Genomic DNA, 17,461 nt, shown 5'->3' on the forward strand with positions numbered 1-17,461 from the left:
GTGGAATGAAAGGTTACGTGTGGGAAGCAGGAAGCAGGAAGCAGGAAGCAGGAAGCAGGAAGCAGCGTCAGGCTGAGCATCGGCAAAAAAAAACCGGTAACGCTGCGCGTCACCGGCTTTTATCACGCCTGCGGCAAATTACTTCGCAGCAGCGAACAGGGCAGCAGCCCGATCCCAGTTAACCACATCCCAGAAGGCTTTGATGTAGTCAGGGCGTTTGTTCTGATATTTCAGGTAGTAAGCGTGTTCCCACACGTCCAGACCGATGATTGGCGTACCGGATGCACCGGAGATCGCTTCACCCATCAGCGGGCTGTCCTGGTTAGCCGTAGAAACGACCGCCAGCTTGTCACCTTTCTTAACCAGCCACGCCCAGCCTGAACCGAAACGGGTGGTTGCTGCTTTTTCGAATTCCGCTTTGAACGCGTCAACGCTGCCGAAATCTTTTTCGATAGCCGCTTTCAGATCGCCGCCCAGCGTGGTGCCGGTTTTCAGACCTTTCCAGAAGAAGCTGTGGTTAGAGTGGCCACCGGCGTTGTTACGCAGTGGGCCTTTCTTATCCGCTGGCAGCTGGTCCAGTTTAGCGATCAGTTCATCAACAGGCAGGTTGGCGAATTCAGTCCCTTCCAGCGCGGCGTTAGCGTTGTTAACGTAGGCCTGGTGGTGTTTAGTGTGATGGATTTCCATCGTCTGCTTGTCGAAATGGGGTTCCAGCGCATCGTATGCGTAAGGCAGGGATGGTAGTGAATAACTCATGTTCATCATCTCCATTAATCTTAGGGGGTGCCAGTACGGCACCGGTAAGCAGTCGGATCATTATAGTTAAATAAATGATCGGGAAAAGGGTTATCAATGCCCCGATTACAGTAGGGGTATCTGAGAGAGCAGGCGGAACGCACTGGATATAGCATTTCCCCACCGCGTTATAATGAAATGATCTAAGAGAATATTTTCGAGTGGAAGCCTGTTTTGGCCGGGTAAACCCCGGCCGCGAGGAGGTTAACGGGCCAGTGCCGCGAGGGATTTATCCAGCGCCCCGACCAGCCAGTCGATATCGCTTTCCTGGAACGCCAGCGGCGGGCGCAGCTTCAGCACGTTGCCGTAAGGCCCGGCCACCGAGGTCAGCACATGGTTGTCTCGCAGCATTTCGGTAACATCCAGCGCCAGCTGTTTATTCGGCGTTTTACTGGCTTTATCCGTCACCAGTTCAAAACCGATAAACAGCCCGGCACCGCGCACGTCGCCCACGCACTCGTACTTCTCTTTCAGGGTTAACAGTTCGGCCAGCAGCTTCGCGCCTACGACGCGGCTGTGCTCCTGCAGCTTCTCCTCTTCAATCACCTTCAGCACCGCCTGCGCCGCGGCCATCGCCACCGGGTTGCCGCCAAAGGTATTGAAGTAGGGGATATCGTCGCTGAACGCCGCCAGCACATCGCTTTTTGCCAGCAGGCCGGAAACCGGAATGCCGTTACCCATCGGTTTACCGGTGGTGATCACATCCGGCACCACGTCATGACGGGCAAAGCCCCAGAAGGTGTCACCGGTACGGGCGAAGCCGGGCTGAACCTCGTCGGCAATGAAGATACCGCCGTTTTTATGCACCACGTCAACGGCCTGCCTGAGGAAGCCTCGTGGGCCGGGCAGCACGCCGTCAGAGGAGAAAATGGAGTCCGCAAGGAAGCCGGCAAACTTGATGCCGTGGGCTGCCATATCGTCGATCTGCTTCTGAATTTCTGCGGCAAACCAGGCGCCGAGATCGGGCGTGTTAACCCGATAATGGTCCGGCGGCGGCACCAGGCGGGTCGTTGCCGCCAGCGGCTGCCCCGTACCCAGCGCGGGAGAGGCACCGGAGGTGAGATCGCTGGTGCCATGATAGGCTTCCTGGCTGACGATAATCCCGGTTCCGCCGCTCCAGGAACGCGCAATGCGGATCGCCAGATCGTTCGCCTCCGAGCCGGTACACATATACATGGCGCGGTCGATGGCGGCCGGTGCCGTGGCTAACAGCTGTTCAGAGTAATCAAGGATCGATTCGTGCAGATAACGGGTGTGGGTGTTCAACTGCTGCATCTGCTGATGCACCGCATCAATCACCGCCGGGTGGCAGTGGCCAATGCTGGCGACGTTATTATAAACGTCGAGGTATTTGTTTCCTGCCGCATCCCACAGATACTGCCCCTTACCTTTCACCAGATGCACCGGCTTACGGTAGAACAGGCGGTAGGACTCCCCCAGCACTTTGCTGCGCTTATCGGTCAGTTTACGCACGTCGGCATCCAGCCCGTCAGCGTGCTCGGCTCGAAAACTGTTGGTATCCATGATGGTTGAACGTGTAGCCATTGATCGCTCCCGTTACAAAAATGAGGTTTGCCCGGCGGCAGGCATTCAGTGATGTCTGAGGATTATCATGGCAACTTTTTCGCTAAATGCAACAAAATACACAAACGCAATAAAATACACATGCACAGTTCCTCATTGTCAGTTAGGCTATGACGGTGAGTCAGGGTCAGGAAATCAGAATTATGCTGCAGGAAACACGCTTACATCGCATCCGCGCGCTGCTCAGCACGCTGAATCAGGTGAGTACCGAGCGGATTATTAAAGAGCTGGGTATCTCGCGGGAAACCGCCCGCCGCGACATTATCGAACTGGAAGCGCAGGGGATGGCGCGCCGGGTACACGGCGGCCTGGTGGCGCTGGACGCCACACCGGAACCACCGCTGACCGTCCGCAGCGGTTCAATGGCAAAAGAGAAGCGGGCGATTGCCCGTGCGGCGGTGCAGCTTTTACAGCCCGGCCAGACCCTGTTTATCGATGCGGGCAGCACCACGACGATGCTCGCCGAGGAGCTGCGCTCGATGTCCGGCCTGACGATCATCACCAACAGCCTGAACGCCGCGCTGAAGCTCAGTGCTGCAGAAGAATACGAGACGCTGGGCAATGAGGTGATCCTGCTGGGGGGCAGCATGCGGGCGGGCGCACAGGAAACGCGGGGGGAGCTGACGGTCAGCGAGATTTATCGCTATCGCGCCGACCTGGCGCTGCTTTCGCCGGTCGGCGTGGAGGCCCGGCAGGGTGCCAGCAGCTTCCATCCGCATGAGGCAGCCATCGCCAGAGCGATGACCGAACAGGCTGCCCGCCTGATCCTGCTGGCTGACCACACCAAAATCGGCATCAGCAGCCGCATAAACTATGCCAGCGCCCAGCAGATCGGCACGCTGATCAGCGATCGGGGGGCCGCCACGCTGCCCGCAATGGCGGCCTTACAGCAGAAACTTCCGCAGGTTCTGCTGGCTTAAATCAGCCGCTGCGGATGGGTATATACCGTCGCGCGGCCCGGTTTGCAGAAGCCGACCAGCGTCAGGTTGCTGCGCTGGGCTACCTCCACCGCCAGCCGGGTGGCGGCAGAAACGGCAAACAGGATCTCCACGCCGCACATCGCGGCCTTCTGCACCATCTCATAGCTGGCGCGGCTGGACACCAGCACCGCCCCTGGCCCCCAGTCGGCGCGACTGCGCAGACCCAGCAGCTTATCCAGCGCCACGTGACGGCCAACGTCTTCGCAGCCGGCGGTTAAATTACCGTCAGGCTGGATCCAGGCGGCGGCATGCGTGCAGCCGGTCAGCTGGCCCACCGGCTGGAAGCCGTTAAGCTGGCTTAAAGCGCGGTCAAGATTGCTGAAATCAAACGTCTGGCTGAACGGCAGGGCGTCGATGGGCTTGCCGATCTCTTCCAGCTGTTCGACGCCGCAGACGCCGCACCCGGTTCGCCCCGCCATCGCGCGTCGGCGTTCTTTCAGGCCCATAAAGCGACGGCTGGACAGCTCCACGTGAACTTCAATCCCGTCGCAGGCAGGCTGAATATCAATGCCGTAAATCTCCGCCGGGCTGCTGATAATCCCTTCCGATAACGAGAAGCCAATGGCAAATGCTTCCAGATCTTTCGGCGTGGCCATCATCACCACGTGGGAAATGCCGTTATACACCAGCGCCACCGGAACCTCCTCAGCCAGCCAGTCCGGCCGGGAGAGCTGCAGGCTGTCCCGCGGCCACACGTCCCCTAAACCGGCCCCGATCGTCCCGGCCGTTTTTTTGTCGATAATGTGCTGTTTTCCGCTCAATCTGTCTTATCCTTCACCAACAACCCTGCGGTTTATGTGGTAATATGCCGACCGCATGCGTTTCAATATTGTCTGCAATTGTGAACCTCTGAAGGAAACGCCGCAAAAATAATTGAGCAACATCGATACAGGAAGAATGCGATGAATGTCAGCAGAAGACGTTTTTTTAAAATCTGCGCAGGTGGGATGGCAGGCACCACGGCTGCCGCGCTGGGATTTGTTCCCGCCGCCGCGCTGGCGGAGAGCCGCCAGTACAAGCTGTTACGCGCTCGTGAAACCCGAAATACCTGCACCTACTGTTCCGTTGGCTGTGGCCTGCTGATTTACAGCATGGGCGATGGCGCAAAAAATGCCAGACAGTCGATATTCCACATTGAAGGCGACGCGGACCATCCGGTCAACCGCGGTGCGCTTTGCCCGAAAGGCGCGGGACTGCTGGATTACATTCACAGCGACAGCCGCCTCAAATACCCCGAATATCGCGCTCCCGGCTCCGACAGCTGGCAGCGTATCAGCTGGGATGAAGCCTACGACCGCATTGCCCGGCTGATGAAGGACGATCGCGATGCCAACTTTATTGCCCGCAATGAAGAAGGCGTAACGGTGAACCGCTGGCTGAGTACCGGCATGCTGTGCGCTTCCGCCTCCAGCAATGAAACCGGCTATCTGACGCAGAAAATCACCCGTTCGCTCGGCATGCTCGCCGTCGACAACCAGGCGCGCGTCTGACACGGACCTACGGTAGCAAGTCTTGCTCCTACGTTCGGTCGCGGTGCGATGACCAATCACTGGGTCGACATCCGCAATGCGAATCTGATTATTGTTATGGGTGGCAACGCCGCTGAGGCGCATCCGGTGGGATTCCGCTGGGTCATGGAAGCCAAAATCCATAACAACGCCAAACTTATCGTCATCGATCCGCGCTTCACGCGAACCGCGTCGGTCGCCGATTTCTATACGCCCATTCGTTCCGGCAGCGATATCACCTTCCTGTCGGGGGTTCTGCGTTACCTGATCGAGCATGATACCGTTCAGCACGAATACGTCGCGTCCTACACCAATGCCAGCCTGCTGGTGCGGGAAGATTTCAGCTTTGATGACGGCCTGTTCAGCGGTTATGACCCGGAGACGCGCAGCTACGACAAGAGCAGCTGGCACTATCAGCTGGATGAACAGGGCCACGCCCTGCGCGATCCCACGCTGCAGCATCCCCGATGCGTCTGGAATCTGCTGAAAACGCACGTCAGCCGCTACACGCCGGAAATTGTGGAGCGGATCTGCGGCACGCCGAAGGCCGATTTCCTCAAGGTCTGCGCAATGCTGGCCGAAACCAGCGTGCGAGATCGCACCGCAACCTTCCTCTATGCCCTTGGCTGGACGCAGCACTCGGTAGGCGCGCAAAACATCCGCACCATGGCGATGATCCAGCTGCTGCTGGGGAATATGGGGATGGCCGGCGGTGGCATTAACGCCCTGCGCGGCCACTCCAATATCCAGGGGCTGACCGATCTGGGCCTGCTGTCGCAGAGCCTGACCGGCTATATGACCCTGCCTTCCGATAAACAGGCTACGCTGCCCGCCTACCTTGACGCCAACACGCCAAAAGCGCTGCTGCCAGGCCAGGTAAACTACTGGGGCAACTATCCCAAATTCTTTATCAGCCTGATGAAATCCTGGTGGGGCGACAACGCCCGGGCGGAAAACAACTGGGGCTTTGACTGGCTGCCGAAGTGGGATAAAGGCTACGACGTGCTGCGCTACTTCGACATGATGCACCGTGGCGAAGTGAACGGCTATCTGTGCCAGGGCTTTAACCCGCTGGCCTCCTTCCCGCATAAGAAGAAAGTCAGCGAGTCGCTGTCGAAGCTGAAATTCCTCGTGGTGATCGACCCGCTGAACACCGAAACCTCAACGTTCTGGCAGCGCCACGGCGAGTTTAACGATGTGCATCCGGCGGATATTCAGACGGAAGTGTTCCGCCTGCCGTCCACCTGCTTTGCGGAAGAAGACGGCTCGATCGTTAACTCGGCGCGCTGGCTACAGTGGCACTGGAAAGCGGCGGACGGTCCCGGCGAGGCGCATAACGATGGCGAAATTCTGGCCGGTATTTACTCACGCCTGCGTAAGCTCTACGCCAGCGAAGGCGGCGCGGCACCGGAACCGGTGGTGAATATGACCTGGGACTACCTGACGCCGGATTCTCCGGCCTCCGAAGAGGTGGCGCAGGAAAGCAATGGCCGGGCGCTGGTGGATCTGCTGGACGAAAAAGGCGCGGTGCTGGTGAAAAAAGGCCAGCAGCTCAGCAGTTTTGCGCAGCTGCGCGATGACGGTAGCACGGCCAGCGGCTGTTGGATCTTCGCCGGTAGCTGGACCCCGGAAGGCAACCAGATGGCGCGACGCGACAACAGCGATCCGTCCGGCCTGGGCAATACGCCGAACTGGAGCTGGGCATGGCCGCTGAACCGCCGCATCCTTTACAACCGTGCCTCCGCCGACCCGCAGGGGAAAGCGTGGGATCCCAAACGCCAGCTGCTGCACTGGGACGGCGCAAAATGGAGCGGCCAGGACGTGGCCGACTACGGCACGGCTCCCCCGGGCAGCGAAGCCGGGCCGTTTATCATGCAGGCGGAAGGGCTGGGACGCCTGTTCGCCCTCGATAAGATGGCGGAAGGGCCGTTCCCGGAACACTACGAGCCGTTTGAAACGCCCATCGGCACCAATCCGTTGCACCCTTCGGTGATCTCCAACCCGGCGGCGCGCGTTTTTGCCGACGACCTCAAGGCGATGGGCTCGGCGGCGGAGTTCCCGTATGTCGGCACCACCTATCGCCTCACCGAGCATTTCCACTACTGGACCAAGCATGCGCGGCTCAACGCTATTGCACAGCCGGAGCAGTTTATCGAAATCGGTGAAGTGCTGGCGGAGAAGCTGGGCATTGCCAAAGGGGACCGGGTGAAGGTCAGTTCTAACCGTGGCTACATCAAAGCGGTAGCGGTAGTGACCAAACGCCTGCGGCCGCTAACGGTGGACGGTAAAACGGTCGATACCATCGGCATCCCGCTGCACTGGGGCTTTACCGGCGTGGCGAAGCAGGGATTCCTGGCGAATACCCTGACGCCGTTCGTCGGCGATGCCAACACACAAACGCCGGAGTTCAAGGCGTTCCTGGTCAACGTGGAGAAGGTGTAAACGATGGCTTATCAATCTCAGGACATTGTCCGCCGCTCGGCCACTAACGCCCTCACCCCCGCGCCCCGCGCGCGGGACCATCAGCAGGAAGTGGCCAAGCTGATCGACGTCACCACCTGCATCGGCTGCAAGGCCTGCCAGGTGGCGTGCTCCGAGTGGAACGACCTGCGTGATGAGGTGGGCAGCAACGTCGGGGTGTACGACAACCCCGCCGATCTGTCCGCGCAGTCATGGACGGTGATGCGCTTCTCGGAAGTGGAAGAGAACAACCGGCTGGAATGGCTTATCCGTAAGGACGGCTGCATGCACTGTGCCGATCCCGGCTGCCTGAAGGCCTGCCCGTCCGAGGGGGCGATAATTCAGTACGCTAACGGCATTGTTGACTTCCAGTCTGAGCAGTGCATTGGCTGTGGCTACTGCATCGCCGGCTGCCCGTTTAACGTGCCGCGCATCAACCCGAAGGACAACCGCGCCTACAAATGCACCCTGTGCGTCGATCGCGTTAACGTCGGGCAGGAACCCGCCTGCGTGAAAACCTGCCCAACCGGTGCAATCCACTTTGGCAGCAAAGAGGACATGACAACGCTGGCGGCGGAGCGCGTTGATGAACTACAGGGGCGAGGCTATCAGAATGCGGGGCTTTACGATCCTCAGGGCGTTGGCGGCACGCACGTGATGTACGTTCTGCACCATGCCGACAGGCCGGAGCTTTACCACGGACTGCCGCAGGACCCGGCCATCAGCCCGGCGGTCACCTTCTGGAAAGGGGTTTGGAAACCGCTGGCGGCGATCGGCTTTGCCGCCACCTTTGCCGCCTCGATATTTCACTATGTCGGTATCGGGCCTAACCGGGTTGACGATGACGATGATGAGGAGGAACAGCCATGAAGAAGCCGCAGCGTATTCAGCGCTACAGCGCCCCGGAGCGTATTAATCACTGGCTGGTGGCCATCTGCTTTATCCTGGCGGCGGTCAGTGGTCTGGGATTCTTCTTCCCGTCGTTTAACGGGTTGATGCAGATCATGGGCACGCCGCAGCTGGCGCGTATCCTTCATCCCTTCACCGGCGTGGTGATGTTTGTCGCTTTCCTGCTGATGTTTTTACGCTACTGGCGGCACAATTTGCTGGAGCGAAACGACATACTCTGGGCAAAAAACATCCATAAAATTGCCCAAAACGAAGAGGTGGGCGATACCGGGCGCTATAATTTTGGTCAGAAGTGCGTATTCTGGGCATCTATCCTGAGTCTGGTGCTGCTGCTGGTGAGCGGCGTGGCGATCTGGCGTCCCTGGTTCGCCGGTTACTTCAGCATTCCGTTTATCCGCCTTGCACTGGTCGTGCATTCGGTCTCAGCGGTTGTTCTTATCATCGTGATAATGGTGCACATTTATGCGGCACTGTGGGTGAAAGGGACGATCACCGCCATGGTGGAAGGCTGGGTCAGCGTCAACTGGGCTAAACGGCATCATCCTCGCTGGTATCGTTCACTGCGCGAGCAGCAAAACCCACCGCGACAACACGAAAAAGGTCCCTGATGACGATTAGAATTATTCCGCAGGACCGGCTGGAGAAGGATAAAAGCAACGCGGCGGAGGGCATCCCGCCGCTACTTTTCCCTCAGCTGAAGCATCTCTACAGCCGTCGGGCTGCCCGACTGAGGCAGCTGGCAGAGAAGAATCCGCTGGGCGACTACCTGCGCTTTGCGGCGGTCATCGCCGCCGCGCAGGAAATCGTGCTGTACGATCATCCGCTGCAGCGGGATCTGCAGGCAAGGCTGGAAGAGAGCGCCCGCCTCGGCAAGCCGCCGCTGGATATTGCCACGCTGCCGCGCGATGCGCACTGGCAGCAGATGCTGCATTCGCTGATCGCCGAGCTGAAGCCGGAGATGAGCGGCCAGGCATTGTCGGTACTGGAAAATCTGGAAAAAGCCTCCGCCAGCGAGCTGGAGCTGATGGCATCGGCGCTGCTGGCCCACGACTTTGCCCAGGTCAGCAGCGATAAAGCGCCGTTTATCTGGGCGGCGCTGTCTATCTACTGGGCGCAGATGGCGGCGCTGATCCCCGGCAAAGCCAGAGCCGAAGCCGGTGAGCAGCGCCAGTTTTGCCCGGTGTGCGCCAGCGTGCCGGTTGCCAGCGTGATCCACATGGGCAGTCACAAGGACGGTCTGCGTTACCTTCACTGCAACCTGTGTGAAAGCGAATGGCACGTGGTGCGGGCAAAGTGCAGCAACTGCGAGCAAACGCGGGATCTGCACTACTGGTCGCTGGATAGCGAAACCGCCGCGATCAAAACCGAAAGCTGCGGCGATTGCGGCACCTACCTGAAAATGCTCTACCAGGAAAAAGATCCGGCCGTTGAACCGGTTGCCGACGATCTCGCCTCGCTGATCCTCGACGCGCGGATGGAGCAGGAGGGCTTTGCCCGCAGCAGTCTGAACCCGTTCCTGTTTCCCGGAGAATAAGCCATGAAGACGCCTTGCCCGGGTCTGACGCTGCGGCAGTACAAGGATGGAGTGGAAAGTGAATAATCTGTTCTGCCAGCTGCCCTCCATTGACAGCCTGCTTCGCCAGCCCGCGCTGCAGGCACTTGCTGGCGAATGGGGGCACGTCAGGCTGGTGGCCACCCTTCGCGATATGCAGCAGAGCGCGCGTGAGCATATCCGTCAGCACCGGCAGCTCCCCGCCTGGGCCGACGACTGGGCGGGCTGTGCCAGCGCTCAGCTTCAGCAGCAGGGACGCAGCGGGCTGCGCCCGGTGCTCAACCTCAGCGGTACGGTTTTGCACACCAACCTTGGCCGCGCACAGCTGGCCGAAAGCGCCGTTGCCGCCGCCGCCCTGGCGATGCGCTCCCCCGTCACCCTGGAATATTCGCTGGACGAAGCCGGGCGGGGCCACCGTGACCGGGCGCTAGCCGATCGCCTGTGCCAGCTTACCGGGGCAGAGGATGCCTGCATCGTTAATAACAACGCCGCGGCGGTGCTGCTGATGCTGGCTGCGCTGGCGCCGGGTAAACGGGTGATTGTCTCACGCGGTGAGCTGGTAGAGATTGGCGGCGCGTTCCGCATTCCGGACGTCATGACCCAGGCCGGCTGCACCCTGCATGAGGTGGGCACCACCAACCGCACGCATCTGAAAGATTACCGACAGGCGATTGATGCCGACACCGCGCTGCTGATGAAGGTGCATACCAGCAACTATCAGATTCAGGGCTTTACCAAAGCGGTCAGCGAAGCGGAGCTGGTTGCGCTGGGAGAGGAGGCGGGCCTGCCGGTGGTGGTTGATTTGGGCAGTGGTTCGCTCATCGATCTCAGCCAGTACGGATTACCTCAGGAACCGATGCCGCAGCGGCTGATTGCGGCGGGTGTCAGCCTGGTCAGCTTCTCCGGCGATAAGCTGCTGGGTGGACCGCAGGCGGGGATTATCATCGGCAAAAAAGCGCTCATCGAACGGCTACAGCAGCATCCGCTCAAGCGTGCGCTGCGGGTTGATAAAATCACCCTTGCGGCGCTGGACGCCACGCTCCAGCTCTATCGGCAGCCGGATAAACTGGCGCAACAGCTGCCCACGCTCCGGTTCCTGACCCGTCCCCAGGCGGAAATTCATGCCCAGGGGCTGCGGCTGCTGCCCCAGGTAGAAGCCGCCTGCGGTCAACAGTTCTGCGTGGCGCTGGCTCCCTGCTCTTCGCAGATCGGCAGCGGTTCGCTGCCGGTCGATCGCCTGCCGGGCACGGCACTCACTCTGACCCCCCGCGACGGCAGCGGCAGCACCCTGATGGCGTTCACCGGCAAGCTGCGTGAGGGGGATGTGCCGGTGATCGGGCGTATTCATGATGGTTCCCTTTGGTTCGATCTGCGCACGCTGGAAGATGAAGAGCTGTTTATCAGGATGCTCGGCGCATGATTATTGCCACCGCCGGCCACGTCGACCACGGCAAAACCTCGCTGTTACAGGCGCTGACCGGCGTGAATGCCGACCGGCTGCCGGAAGAAAAATCGCGCGGCATGACCATTGACCTCGGCTACGTTTACTGGCCGCAGCCGGATGGAACGGTCGTGGGCTTTATTGACGTTCCCGGCCACGAGAAATTCCTCAGCAATATGCTCAGCGGCATTGGCGGCATCGATCACGCTCTGCTGGTGGTCGCGGCCGATGACGGCGTGATGCCGCAAACGCGGGAACATCTGGCGATCCTTCAGCTAAGCGGGCGGCCAGCGCTGACCGTGGCGATCGCTAAAAGCGACAGCGTGGATGCCGGCAGGCTGGCTGACGTGGCGCAGCAGATTGCGGCCCTGACCCGGCAGATGGGGTGGCCACAGATCGCGCAGTTTCCTACCAGCGTCGTGAGCGGAGAGGGGATCGCGGCGCTGGCGGATCATCTGCGCCAGCTACCGGGCCAAACGTCCCGCTGCGACGGCCCGTTTCGCCTCGCCATCGATCGCGCGTTCAATGTTAAAGGCGCCGGGCTGGTGGTGACCGGTACCGCGCTGTCCGGCTGCATCAACGTGGGCGAGACGCTGTGGCTGAGCGGCGTTAACCAGGCCGTCCGCGTGCGCGGATTACACGTGCAGAATCAGCCGAGCCAGACCGCACGCGGCGGTCAGCGGGTGGCGCTGAACATTACCGGCAACGTTGAAAAATCGGCGGTCGGGCGCGGCGACTGGCTGCTGTCCTCGCTGCCGGATGCGCCCTGCCAGCGGGTTATTGTCGCACTGGAACAGCACCAGCCGCTGCGGCAGGGTCAGCCGCTGCATCTCCATCACGGTGCCCGGCATATCACCGGGCGCCTGTCCCTGCTCGAGGATAACCTGGCCGAGCTGCTGCTTGATTCACCGCTGTGGCTGGCCGATAACGATCGTCTGATCCTGCGCGACATCAGCGCGAAGCAGACGCTGGGCGCGGCCCGGGTGCTGCTGCTGGCTCCGCCGAAGCGCGGTAAGCGCCAGCCTGGTTTTCTCGCCTGGCTGCACCAGCTGGGCCAGGTGCAGAGCGATGCCGATATCGTCGCGCTGTATCTGCAGCAGCGCCCGTGGCCGCTGTCGGAGCTGAGCTGGGCGCGCCAGCTCAGTCACGATGCGCTGATAGGCCTGGCGGCTAAACCCCGGGCCGAAATTGTCGCTGACCATATGATTTTGCCGCAGACGATCCAGGACTGGCAGCAGCGATTACTCACCGAGATGGCGCAGTATCATCACAGCCACAGCGATCGCCCCGGCCTTGGCCGCGATCGCCTGCGGCGCATGGCGCTACCCGATCGGCCGGTCGGGCTGGCGGTCAGCGTGATTAATGAACTGGTGAACGCCGGCAGGCTGGTTAACAGCCGGGGATGGCTGCATTTACCCGATTTTGCCATTCGCTTTGAGCCGCAGGAAGCGGCGCTCTGGCAGCGGGCCGAGCCGCTGTTTGCGGCTGAAGCCTGGTGGGTGCGGGATCTGGCTCTCAGGCTGAACTGCCCGGAAGAGCTGATGCGGCAGGCGTTGCGAAAAGCGGCACAAAGCGGCTTCATCACCGCAGTCGTGAAGGACCGCTACTACAGTCACGGCCAGATAGCCCGCTTTGCCGAAATCATTCGCCAGCGCGACGCTGAGGGGCTGAGCAGCAGCGCCAGCGATTTCCGCGATCGGCTGGGCGTGGGGCGCAAGCTGGCCATTCAAATCCTGGAGTTTTTTGACCGCAGTGGTTTCACCCGCCGCAGAGGCAATGCGCATCTTTTACGCGACCGCGAGATGTTTTTGTAACTCGCACTTTATCGATTTTTTTTCCATCAGCAGCCACGTTTCCCCTGAGTTGATTGACCACAAAAAAGCCGCCTGAATAGTGTGGGATAAGAGTGAGTAGGCTTATTTTTCAGTGCCCTGCATTGAATCAATCAGCATGAACAGGGGAAGTGATGAATTATCTCAGGAAAGAGAAGAGGTTGAAGTGGCTGCGCGCCCTGCTGCTTCTACTGTCGGGCCTCGTCATCGGTCTGCTGCTGGTAGCCGGCGGCGTGACCGTGATGCATAAAACCAGCGATACGGCCTTTTGCGTCTCCTGCCACAGTATGGAAAGACCGCTGGCAGAGTATCAGGGCAGCGTTCATTTCGAAAACCACGCCGGTATTCGCGCCGGGTGCGCCGACTGCCACGTTCCCGGCGAACCCGTTTCCTACCTGCTGACCAAGATCGCCGCCGTGAAGGACGTTTACGGCGAAGTCACCGGCAGCATAGACACCGAGGATAAATACAACGGCCACAAGCTGGCGATGGCGGAGTCCGTGTGGAAGACCATGAAGGCGAACGACTCCGCGACCTGCCGCAGCTGTCACCGCTATGATGCGATGGACATCCTCGCCCAGCGGCCGGATGCCCGCAGGGCGCATCCCGTGGCGATCGACAAGAATCAAACCTGCATCGACTGCCATCGCGGCGTGGCGCATATTCTGCCGGATATGACCTCAAGCAACGCCGCCGGGGCCAGCCAGCTTGCCGCCCTGACTGCTGAAGTTCAACCGTCCGACGGCACGCTGTACAGCATCAAAACGCACTCTTTTGTGCTGCAGCCCGGTGCCATCAACCCCGCGGGCACGCTGTTCCCGTCTGCGCCGCTGATCCCACTACGTCGTGAAGGTTCGCTGACTCAGGCGCGCCTGGAAGGCTGGCAGCAGGAGGGCGTCACCGGCGTGATTTATGGCGCACCCGGCAGGCGGATTATTCGCGCGGTGCTGGATGAATCCAGCCAGCGGCAGTTGAAAACCCTCGGTTCGCAAACCGACAGCCAGACCGATACGCAGTGGCATCATGTGGCTCTGACCGCCTGGTTCCCTTCCGAAGTGCTGATCGCCAGCCAGCAAAAAATCTGGCAGTACGCTGCCGATCTGATGTCCACCAACTGCACCGGCTGCCACGGCCTCACCGCGCTGGATCACTTCACCGCCAATCAGTGGATTGGCGTTATGAAAGGTATGGCTCCACGCACCGCACTGAACGAGGAGCAGCTGCGCATCCTGACGCTGTATGCGCAAAACCATGCCAGCGATATGCCGGCCGCACAGCCCTCTTCACAAGGACGTTCTCATGAAAAATAACCTCCTCTCCGGCCTGTCGCGCCGCCGCTTTCTGCAAATGGGCAGTACGCTGCTGGCCGCCGGTTCAGTCGATATGCTGTTCCCCCGCTCCGCCGTTGCCCGGGCGGTAAGCCAGGCGATGCCGCTGTTTGCCGCGCTGCGCCCGGCGAAAAAGGGCATCCTGACGTCCGCCCACTGGGGCGCTTTTGAAGCCATTGTGGAGAAGGGCAAAATGGTGGGCGTGCAGCCGGTTCAGGACGATCCGGCCCCCAACGAACTGATTGAGATGGCACCGTGGCAGGTTCACGCCGCCAACCGCATCACGTCGCCGGTAGTGCGTAAAAGCTGGCTGGAACATGGCCCGGGTAGCCGTACCGATCTCCGTGGCCGTGATGAATGGGTGAAAGTCAGCTGGGATAAAGCCATTCAGCTGGTCAGCGATGAGATCCGTCGTCTGCAGTCAGAGTATGGGCCATCGTCGATTTATGCCGGTTCGTGCGGCTGGAAAAGCACCGGCATGCTGCATAACTGCCGGGCGCTGCTGCATCGTCTGATGAACCTGAGCGGCGGCTTTCTCAGCTACGGCGGTGACTACTCCACCGGCGCTGCGCAGGTCATTATGTCGCACGTTGTGGGGTCGACCGAGGTATACGATCAGCAAACCACCTGGCCCAACGTGATTGAGCACAGCGAGCTGGTGGTGCTCTGGGGTTGCAATCCTTACACCACGCTGAAAAACAGCTGGAACGTGCCGGATCACGTCGGGCTGGAAGGCTTTGCCGCGCTGGCGAAAAAAGGCACGCGCGTGATCGCCATCGATCCCGTCAACAATTCGGGATCAAAGCGGCTGAATGCGGAGTGGATTGCGCCCCATGCCTATACCGACGCGGCGATGCTGCTGGGCATTGCTCACACCCTGCTGAGCGAAAAACTGCACGACGAGGCGTTCCTGCAGCGCTATACCACCGGCTTTGAAGCATTTCGCGCAAGCCTGCTCGGCGCGCACGATGGCGTGGCCAAAACGGCGGAATGGGCCAGTCAAATCTGCGGGGTCGCAGCGGAAACGCTGCGCCAGCTGGCGCGCGACATGGCGGAAAAGCGCACGATGATTATGGCGGGCTGGGGCATTCAGCGTCAGCATCACGGGGAACAGCCGCACTGGCTGCTGGTCACCGTGGCCGCCATGCTTGGGCAGATTGGCCTGCCCGGCGGGGGCTTCGGCTTCAGTTACCACTACTCCTCGGGGGGCAGCCCGACGGCAAAAGGCGGTATTCTTTCAGGCATCAGCGCCGGGCAGGCACCGCAGAACTCACCGGCCCCGGTCCCGGTGGCCAGAATGGCCGACTGCCTGGCGAATCCGGGGAAAACGATTGACTACAATGGCCGCCAGGTCACCTATCCCGACGTGAAAATGGTCTACGTCGCCGGCAGTAACCCACTGGTTCACCAGCAGGACACGAACAATCTGCGCCGGGCGATGCAGCACCCGGAAACCATCATTGTGCATGAGCCGTGGTGGACGCCCACGGCAAAATTTGCCGATATTGTCCTGCCCTGCACCACCAGCTACGAACGCAATGATATGGATATGGGCGGCGACTACTCCCAGCGCTATGTTTTTCCGATGCATCAGTGCGTACCGCCGCAGCACGAGTCGCGTAACGACTTCGACATCTTCCGCGATATTGCCGCCCGGCTCGGGGTTGAGCAGGCCTTTACCGAGGGGCGGGATGAGATGCTGTGGCTGAAATTCATGTACGACAACATGAAGACCCAGGCCCGCAATGCCGGGGTGCCGCTGCCGCCGTTCGATCGGTTCTGGCCGTCGAATAACTACATTCGCTTCCCGGTACCGCAGGAGAACAAAAACTGGGTCCGCTACGCCGACTTCCGCGCCGATCCGCTGCTTAACCCGCTGGGTACGCCGAGTGGACGCATCGAAATTTTCTCCCGCACCGTGGCGAAAATGAATTATGAAGACTGCCCGGGGCTGCCGGGCTGGTTCCCGCCGGAAGAGTGGCACGGCTGCCCCGGTGCGGCACGCTATCCGCTGTCGCTGAACACCTCTCACCCGGCGCACCGCCTGCACTCGCAGCTGGATAACACGCCGCTGAGAGATAAATATGCCGTCAGCGACCGGGAGGCAATTCTGATGAACACTCAGGATGCCGCTGCCCGCCAGATCCAGTCCGGCGACCTGGTTCGCGCGTTTAACGATCGCGGGCAGATTCTGGTCGGTGCTGAGGTCAGTGACGATATCCGCCCGGGTGTGGTTCGCGTCTGCGAGGGGGCCTGGTATGACCCTGCCGATCCGGCCGAATCGAAAACCCTGTGTAAAAACGGCAGCGTAAACTGCCTGACTTTTGATATCGGTTCCTCCCGGTTAGCGCAGGCTAACTGCGGGCATATGACCCAGCTGGAGGTGGAAAAATATTGCGGCGAGGAGCAAAAAAACACCGCACATTCGGTGCCTTTTGGTACATAAACGGTTAAATTCAGTACCCAACCCGTTAATAAGGAATGTTATTTATGCAACGCTGTGGCTGGGTATCTGAAGATCCGCTTTATATCGCCTATCACGATCGCGAGTGGGGCGTTCCCCACCATGACGCACGCTCGCTGTTTGAGATGATCTGCCTGGAAGGCCAGGTTGCCGGACTGTCGTGGCTGACCGTACTGAAAAAACGTGAAAACTATCGTCAGCATTTTCATCATTTCGATGTTCAGGCGGTGGCCCGAATGGATGAAGGCGATATTGAACGGCTGATGCAGGAAAGCGGCATCATCCGCCACCGGGGAAAAATTGCGGCGATTATCGCCAACGCCCGCGCGCTGCTGGCGATGGAAGCCGCCGGTGAATCATTCCGGGACTTCGTCTGGGGCTTTGTGAACGGCGAGCAGCAGGTCACCCGCTTCAGCCACTACCGTGAGGCACCGACCACCAACGCGGCCTCAGATGCACTTTCCAAAGCGCTGAAAAAACGCGGATTTAAGTTTGTGGGATCCACCACCTGTTACTCCTTTATGCAGGCCTGCGGATTGATCAGTGAACACACCACGGACTGTTTTTGCCACCCGGATAACATTAAATAGCTTTCGCTTACACTTTGA

The 17,461-nt window shown here is 60.2% G+C and carries 13 protein-coding genes; 10 read left to right on the forward strand and 3 right to left on the reverse strand.

What is annotated here, in order from left to right; genetic code table 11:
• Positions 1-138: 138 nt before the first annotated feature.
• Together sodA and PGH32_RS20020 are read right to left on the reverse strand one after the other, a co-directional pair.
• Positions 139-756 carry a superoxide dismutase [Mn] gene (sodA, locus tag PGH32_RS20015; RefSeq protein ID WP_337894930.1) on the reverse strand — a complete coding sequence of 206 codons (618 nt, stop codon included), beginning with the start codon at positions 754-756 and terminating at the stop codon, positions 139-141.
• 243 nt (positions 757-999) lie between these two features.
• Entirely contained in the window at positions 1,000-2,340 is a 1,341-nt protein-coding gene (locus tag PGH32_RS20020) for an aspartate aminotransferase family protein (RefSeq protein WP_337894931.1), read from the reverse strand.
• A 182-nt stretch (positions 2,341-2,522) separates the two neighbouring features.
• Here PGH32_RS20020 and PGH32_RS20025 point away from each other — a divergent pair, with 182 nt between their 5' ends.
• Positions 2,523-3,299 (forward strand): DeoR/GlpR family DNA-binding transcription regulator, encoded by a 777-nt coding sequence (locus PGH32_RS20025; RefSeq protein WP_314424124.1) that lies wholly within the window; start codon positions 2,523-2,525, stop codon positions 3,297-3,299.
• On the opposite strand, the gene fdhD is transcribed toward PGH32_RS20025, so the two are convergent.
• Positions 3,296-4,075, reverse strand: coding sequence for a formate dehydrogenase accessory sulfurtransferase FdhD (fdhD, locus tag PGH32_RS20030; protein WP_337895032.1), 780 nt, complete (start codon positions 4,073-4,075; stop codon positions 3,296-3,298). The genes PGH32_RS20025 and fdhD overlap by 4 nt on opposite strands.
• 186 nt (positions 4,076-4,261) lie before the next feature.
• On the opposite strand from fdhD, the gene fdnG reads away from it, so the two are divergent.
• The 9 genes from fdnG (at position 4,262) to PGH32_RS20075 (ending at position 17,443) form a co-directional block, all read left to right on the forward strand.
• Positions 4,262-7,309 carry a formate dehydrogenase-N subunit alpha gene (fdnG, locus tag PGH32_RS20035; RefSeq protein WP_314424127.1) on the forward strand — a complete coding sequence of 1,016 codons (3,048 nt, stop codon included), beginning with the start codon at positions 4,262-4,264 and terminating at the stop codon, positions 7,307-7,309.
• Positions 7,310-7,312: 3 nt separating this feature from the next.
• Entirely contained in the window at positions 7,313-8,197 is an 885-nt protein-coding gene (fdxH, locus tag PGH32_RS20040) for a formate dehydrogenase subunit beta (protein WP_314424130.1), read from the forward strand.
• A complete protein-coding gene (gene fdoI, locus PGH32_RS20045; RefSeq protein WP_314424133.1) occupies positions 8,194-8,844 on the forward strand; it encodes a formate dehydrogenase cytochrome b556 subunit in 651 nt (216 codons plus the stop codon). Before fdxH ends, fdoI begins: the two co-directional genes overlap by 4 nt.
• Positions 8,844-9,770: a formate dehydrogenase accessory protein FdhE gene (gene fdhE / locus PGH32_RS20050; RefSeq protein WP_314424136.1), complete on the forward strand. Its 927-nt coding sequence runs from the start codon at positions 8,844-8,846 to the stop codon at positions 9,768-9,770. Before fdoI ends, fdhE begins: the two co-directional genes overlap by 1 nt.
• A gap of 46 nt (positions 9,771-9,816) precedes the next feature.
• Positions 9,817-11,208, forward strand: coding sequence for an L-seryl-tRNA(Sec) selenium transferase (gene selA / locus PGH32_RS20055; RefSeq protein ID WP_337894932.1), 1,392 nt, complete (start codon positions 9,817-9,819; stop codon positions 11,206-11,208).
• On the forward strand, positions 11,205-13,043 hold the full coding sequence (selB, locus tag PGH32_RS20060; RefSeq protein WP_337894933.1) for a selenocysteine-specific translation elongation factor: 1,839 nt from the start codon (positions 11,205-11,207) through the stop codon (positions 13,041-13,043). The genes selA and selB overlap by 4 nt, the downstream gene beginning before the upstream one ends.
• A 152-nt stretch (positions 13,044-13,195) precedes the next feature.
• Positions 13,196-14,371: a NapC/NirT family cytochrome c gene (locus tag PGH32_RS20065; protein ID WP_337894934.1), complete on the forward strand. Its 1,176-nt coding sequence runs from the start codon at positions 13,196-13,198 to the stop codon at positions 14,369-14,371.
• Positions 14,361-16,835 carry a trimethylamine-N-oxide reductase TorA gene (gene torA, locus PGH32_RS20070; RefSeq protein WP_337894935.1) on the forward strand — a complete coding sequence of 825 codons (2,475 nt, stop codon included), beginning with the start codon at positions 14,361-14,363 and terminating at the stop codon, positions 16,833-16,835. The genes PGH32_RS20065 and torA overlap by 11 nt, the downstream gene beginning before the upstream one ends.
• Before the next feature lie 44 nt (positions 16,836-16,879).
• The gene (locus PGH32_RS20075) at positions 16,880-17,443 is read left to right on the forward strand and encodes a DNA-3-methyladenine glycosylase I (protein WP_314424151.1); all 564 of its coding nucleotides are present in this window, start codon (positions 16,880-16,882) and stop codon (positions 17,441-17,443) included.
• The last annotated feature ends 18 nt before the right edge of the window (positions 17,444-17,461 follow it).

Origin of the sequence: Erwinia sp. SLM-02 (assembly GCF_037450285.1) — a bacterium.
In the GTDB taxonomy this organism is placed as follows: domain Bacteria; phylum Pseudomonadota; class Gammaproteobacteria; order Enterobacterales; family Enterobacteriaceae; genus Erwinia.

What these genes read in the sequence shown, in the direction of transcription:
- sodA (WP_337894930.1), bottom strand. Translation starts at nt 756, where the DNA reads ATGAGTTATTCACTACCATCCCTGCCTTACGCATACGATGCGCTGGAA.
- PGH32_RS20020 (WP_337894931.1), bottom strand. Translation starts at nt 2,340, where the DNA reads ATGGCTACACGTTCAACCATCATGGATACCAACAGTTTTCGAGCCGAG.
- PGH32_RS20025 (WP_314424124.1), top strand. Translation starts at nt 2,523, where the DNA reads ATGCTGCAGGAAACACGCTTACATCGCATCCGCGCGCTGCTCAGCACG.
- fdxH (WP_314424130.1), top strand. Translation starts at nt 7,313, where the DNA reads ATGGCTTATCAATCTCAGGACATTGTCCGCCGCTCGGCCACTAACGCC.
- fdoI (WP_314424133.1), top strand. Translation starts at nt 8,194, where the DNA reads ATGAAGAAGCCGCAGCGTATTCAGCGCTACAGCGCCCCGGAGCGTATT.
- fdhE (WP_314424136.1), top strand. Translation starts at nt 8,844, where the DNA reads ATGACGATTAGAATTATTCCGCAGGACCGGCTGGAGAAGGATAAAAGC.
- selA (WP_337894932.1), top strand. Translation starts at nt 9,817, where the DNA reads ATGGAGTGGAAAGTGAATAATCTGTTCTGCCAGCTGCCCTCCATTGAC.
- selB (WP_337894933.1), top strand. Translation starts at nt 11,205, where the DNA reads ATGATTATTGCCACCGCCGGCCACGTCGACCACGGCAAAACCTCGCTG.
- PGH32_RS20065 (WP_337894934.1), top strand. Translation starts at nt 13,196, where the DNA reads ATGAATTATCTCAGGAAAGAGAAGAGGTTGAAGTGGCTGCGCGCCCTG.
- torA (WP_337894935.1), top strand. Translation starts at nt 14,361, where the DNA reads ATGAAAAATAACCTCCTCTCCGGCCTGTCGCGCCGCCGCTTTCTGCAA.
- PGH32_RS20075 (WP_314424151.1), top strand. Translation starts at nt 16,880, where the DNA reads ATGCAACGCTGTGGCTGGGTATCTGAAGATCCGCTTTATATCGCCTAT.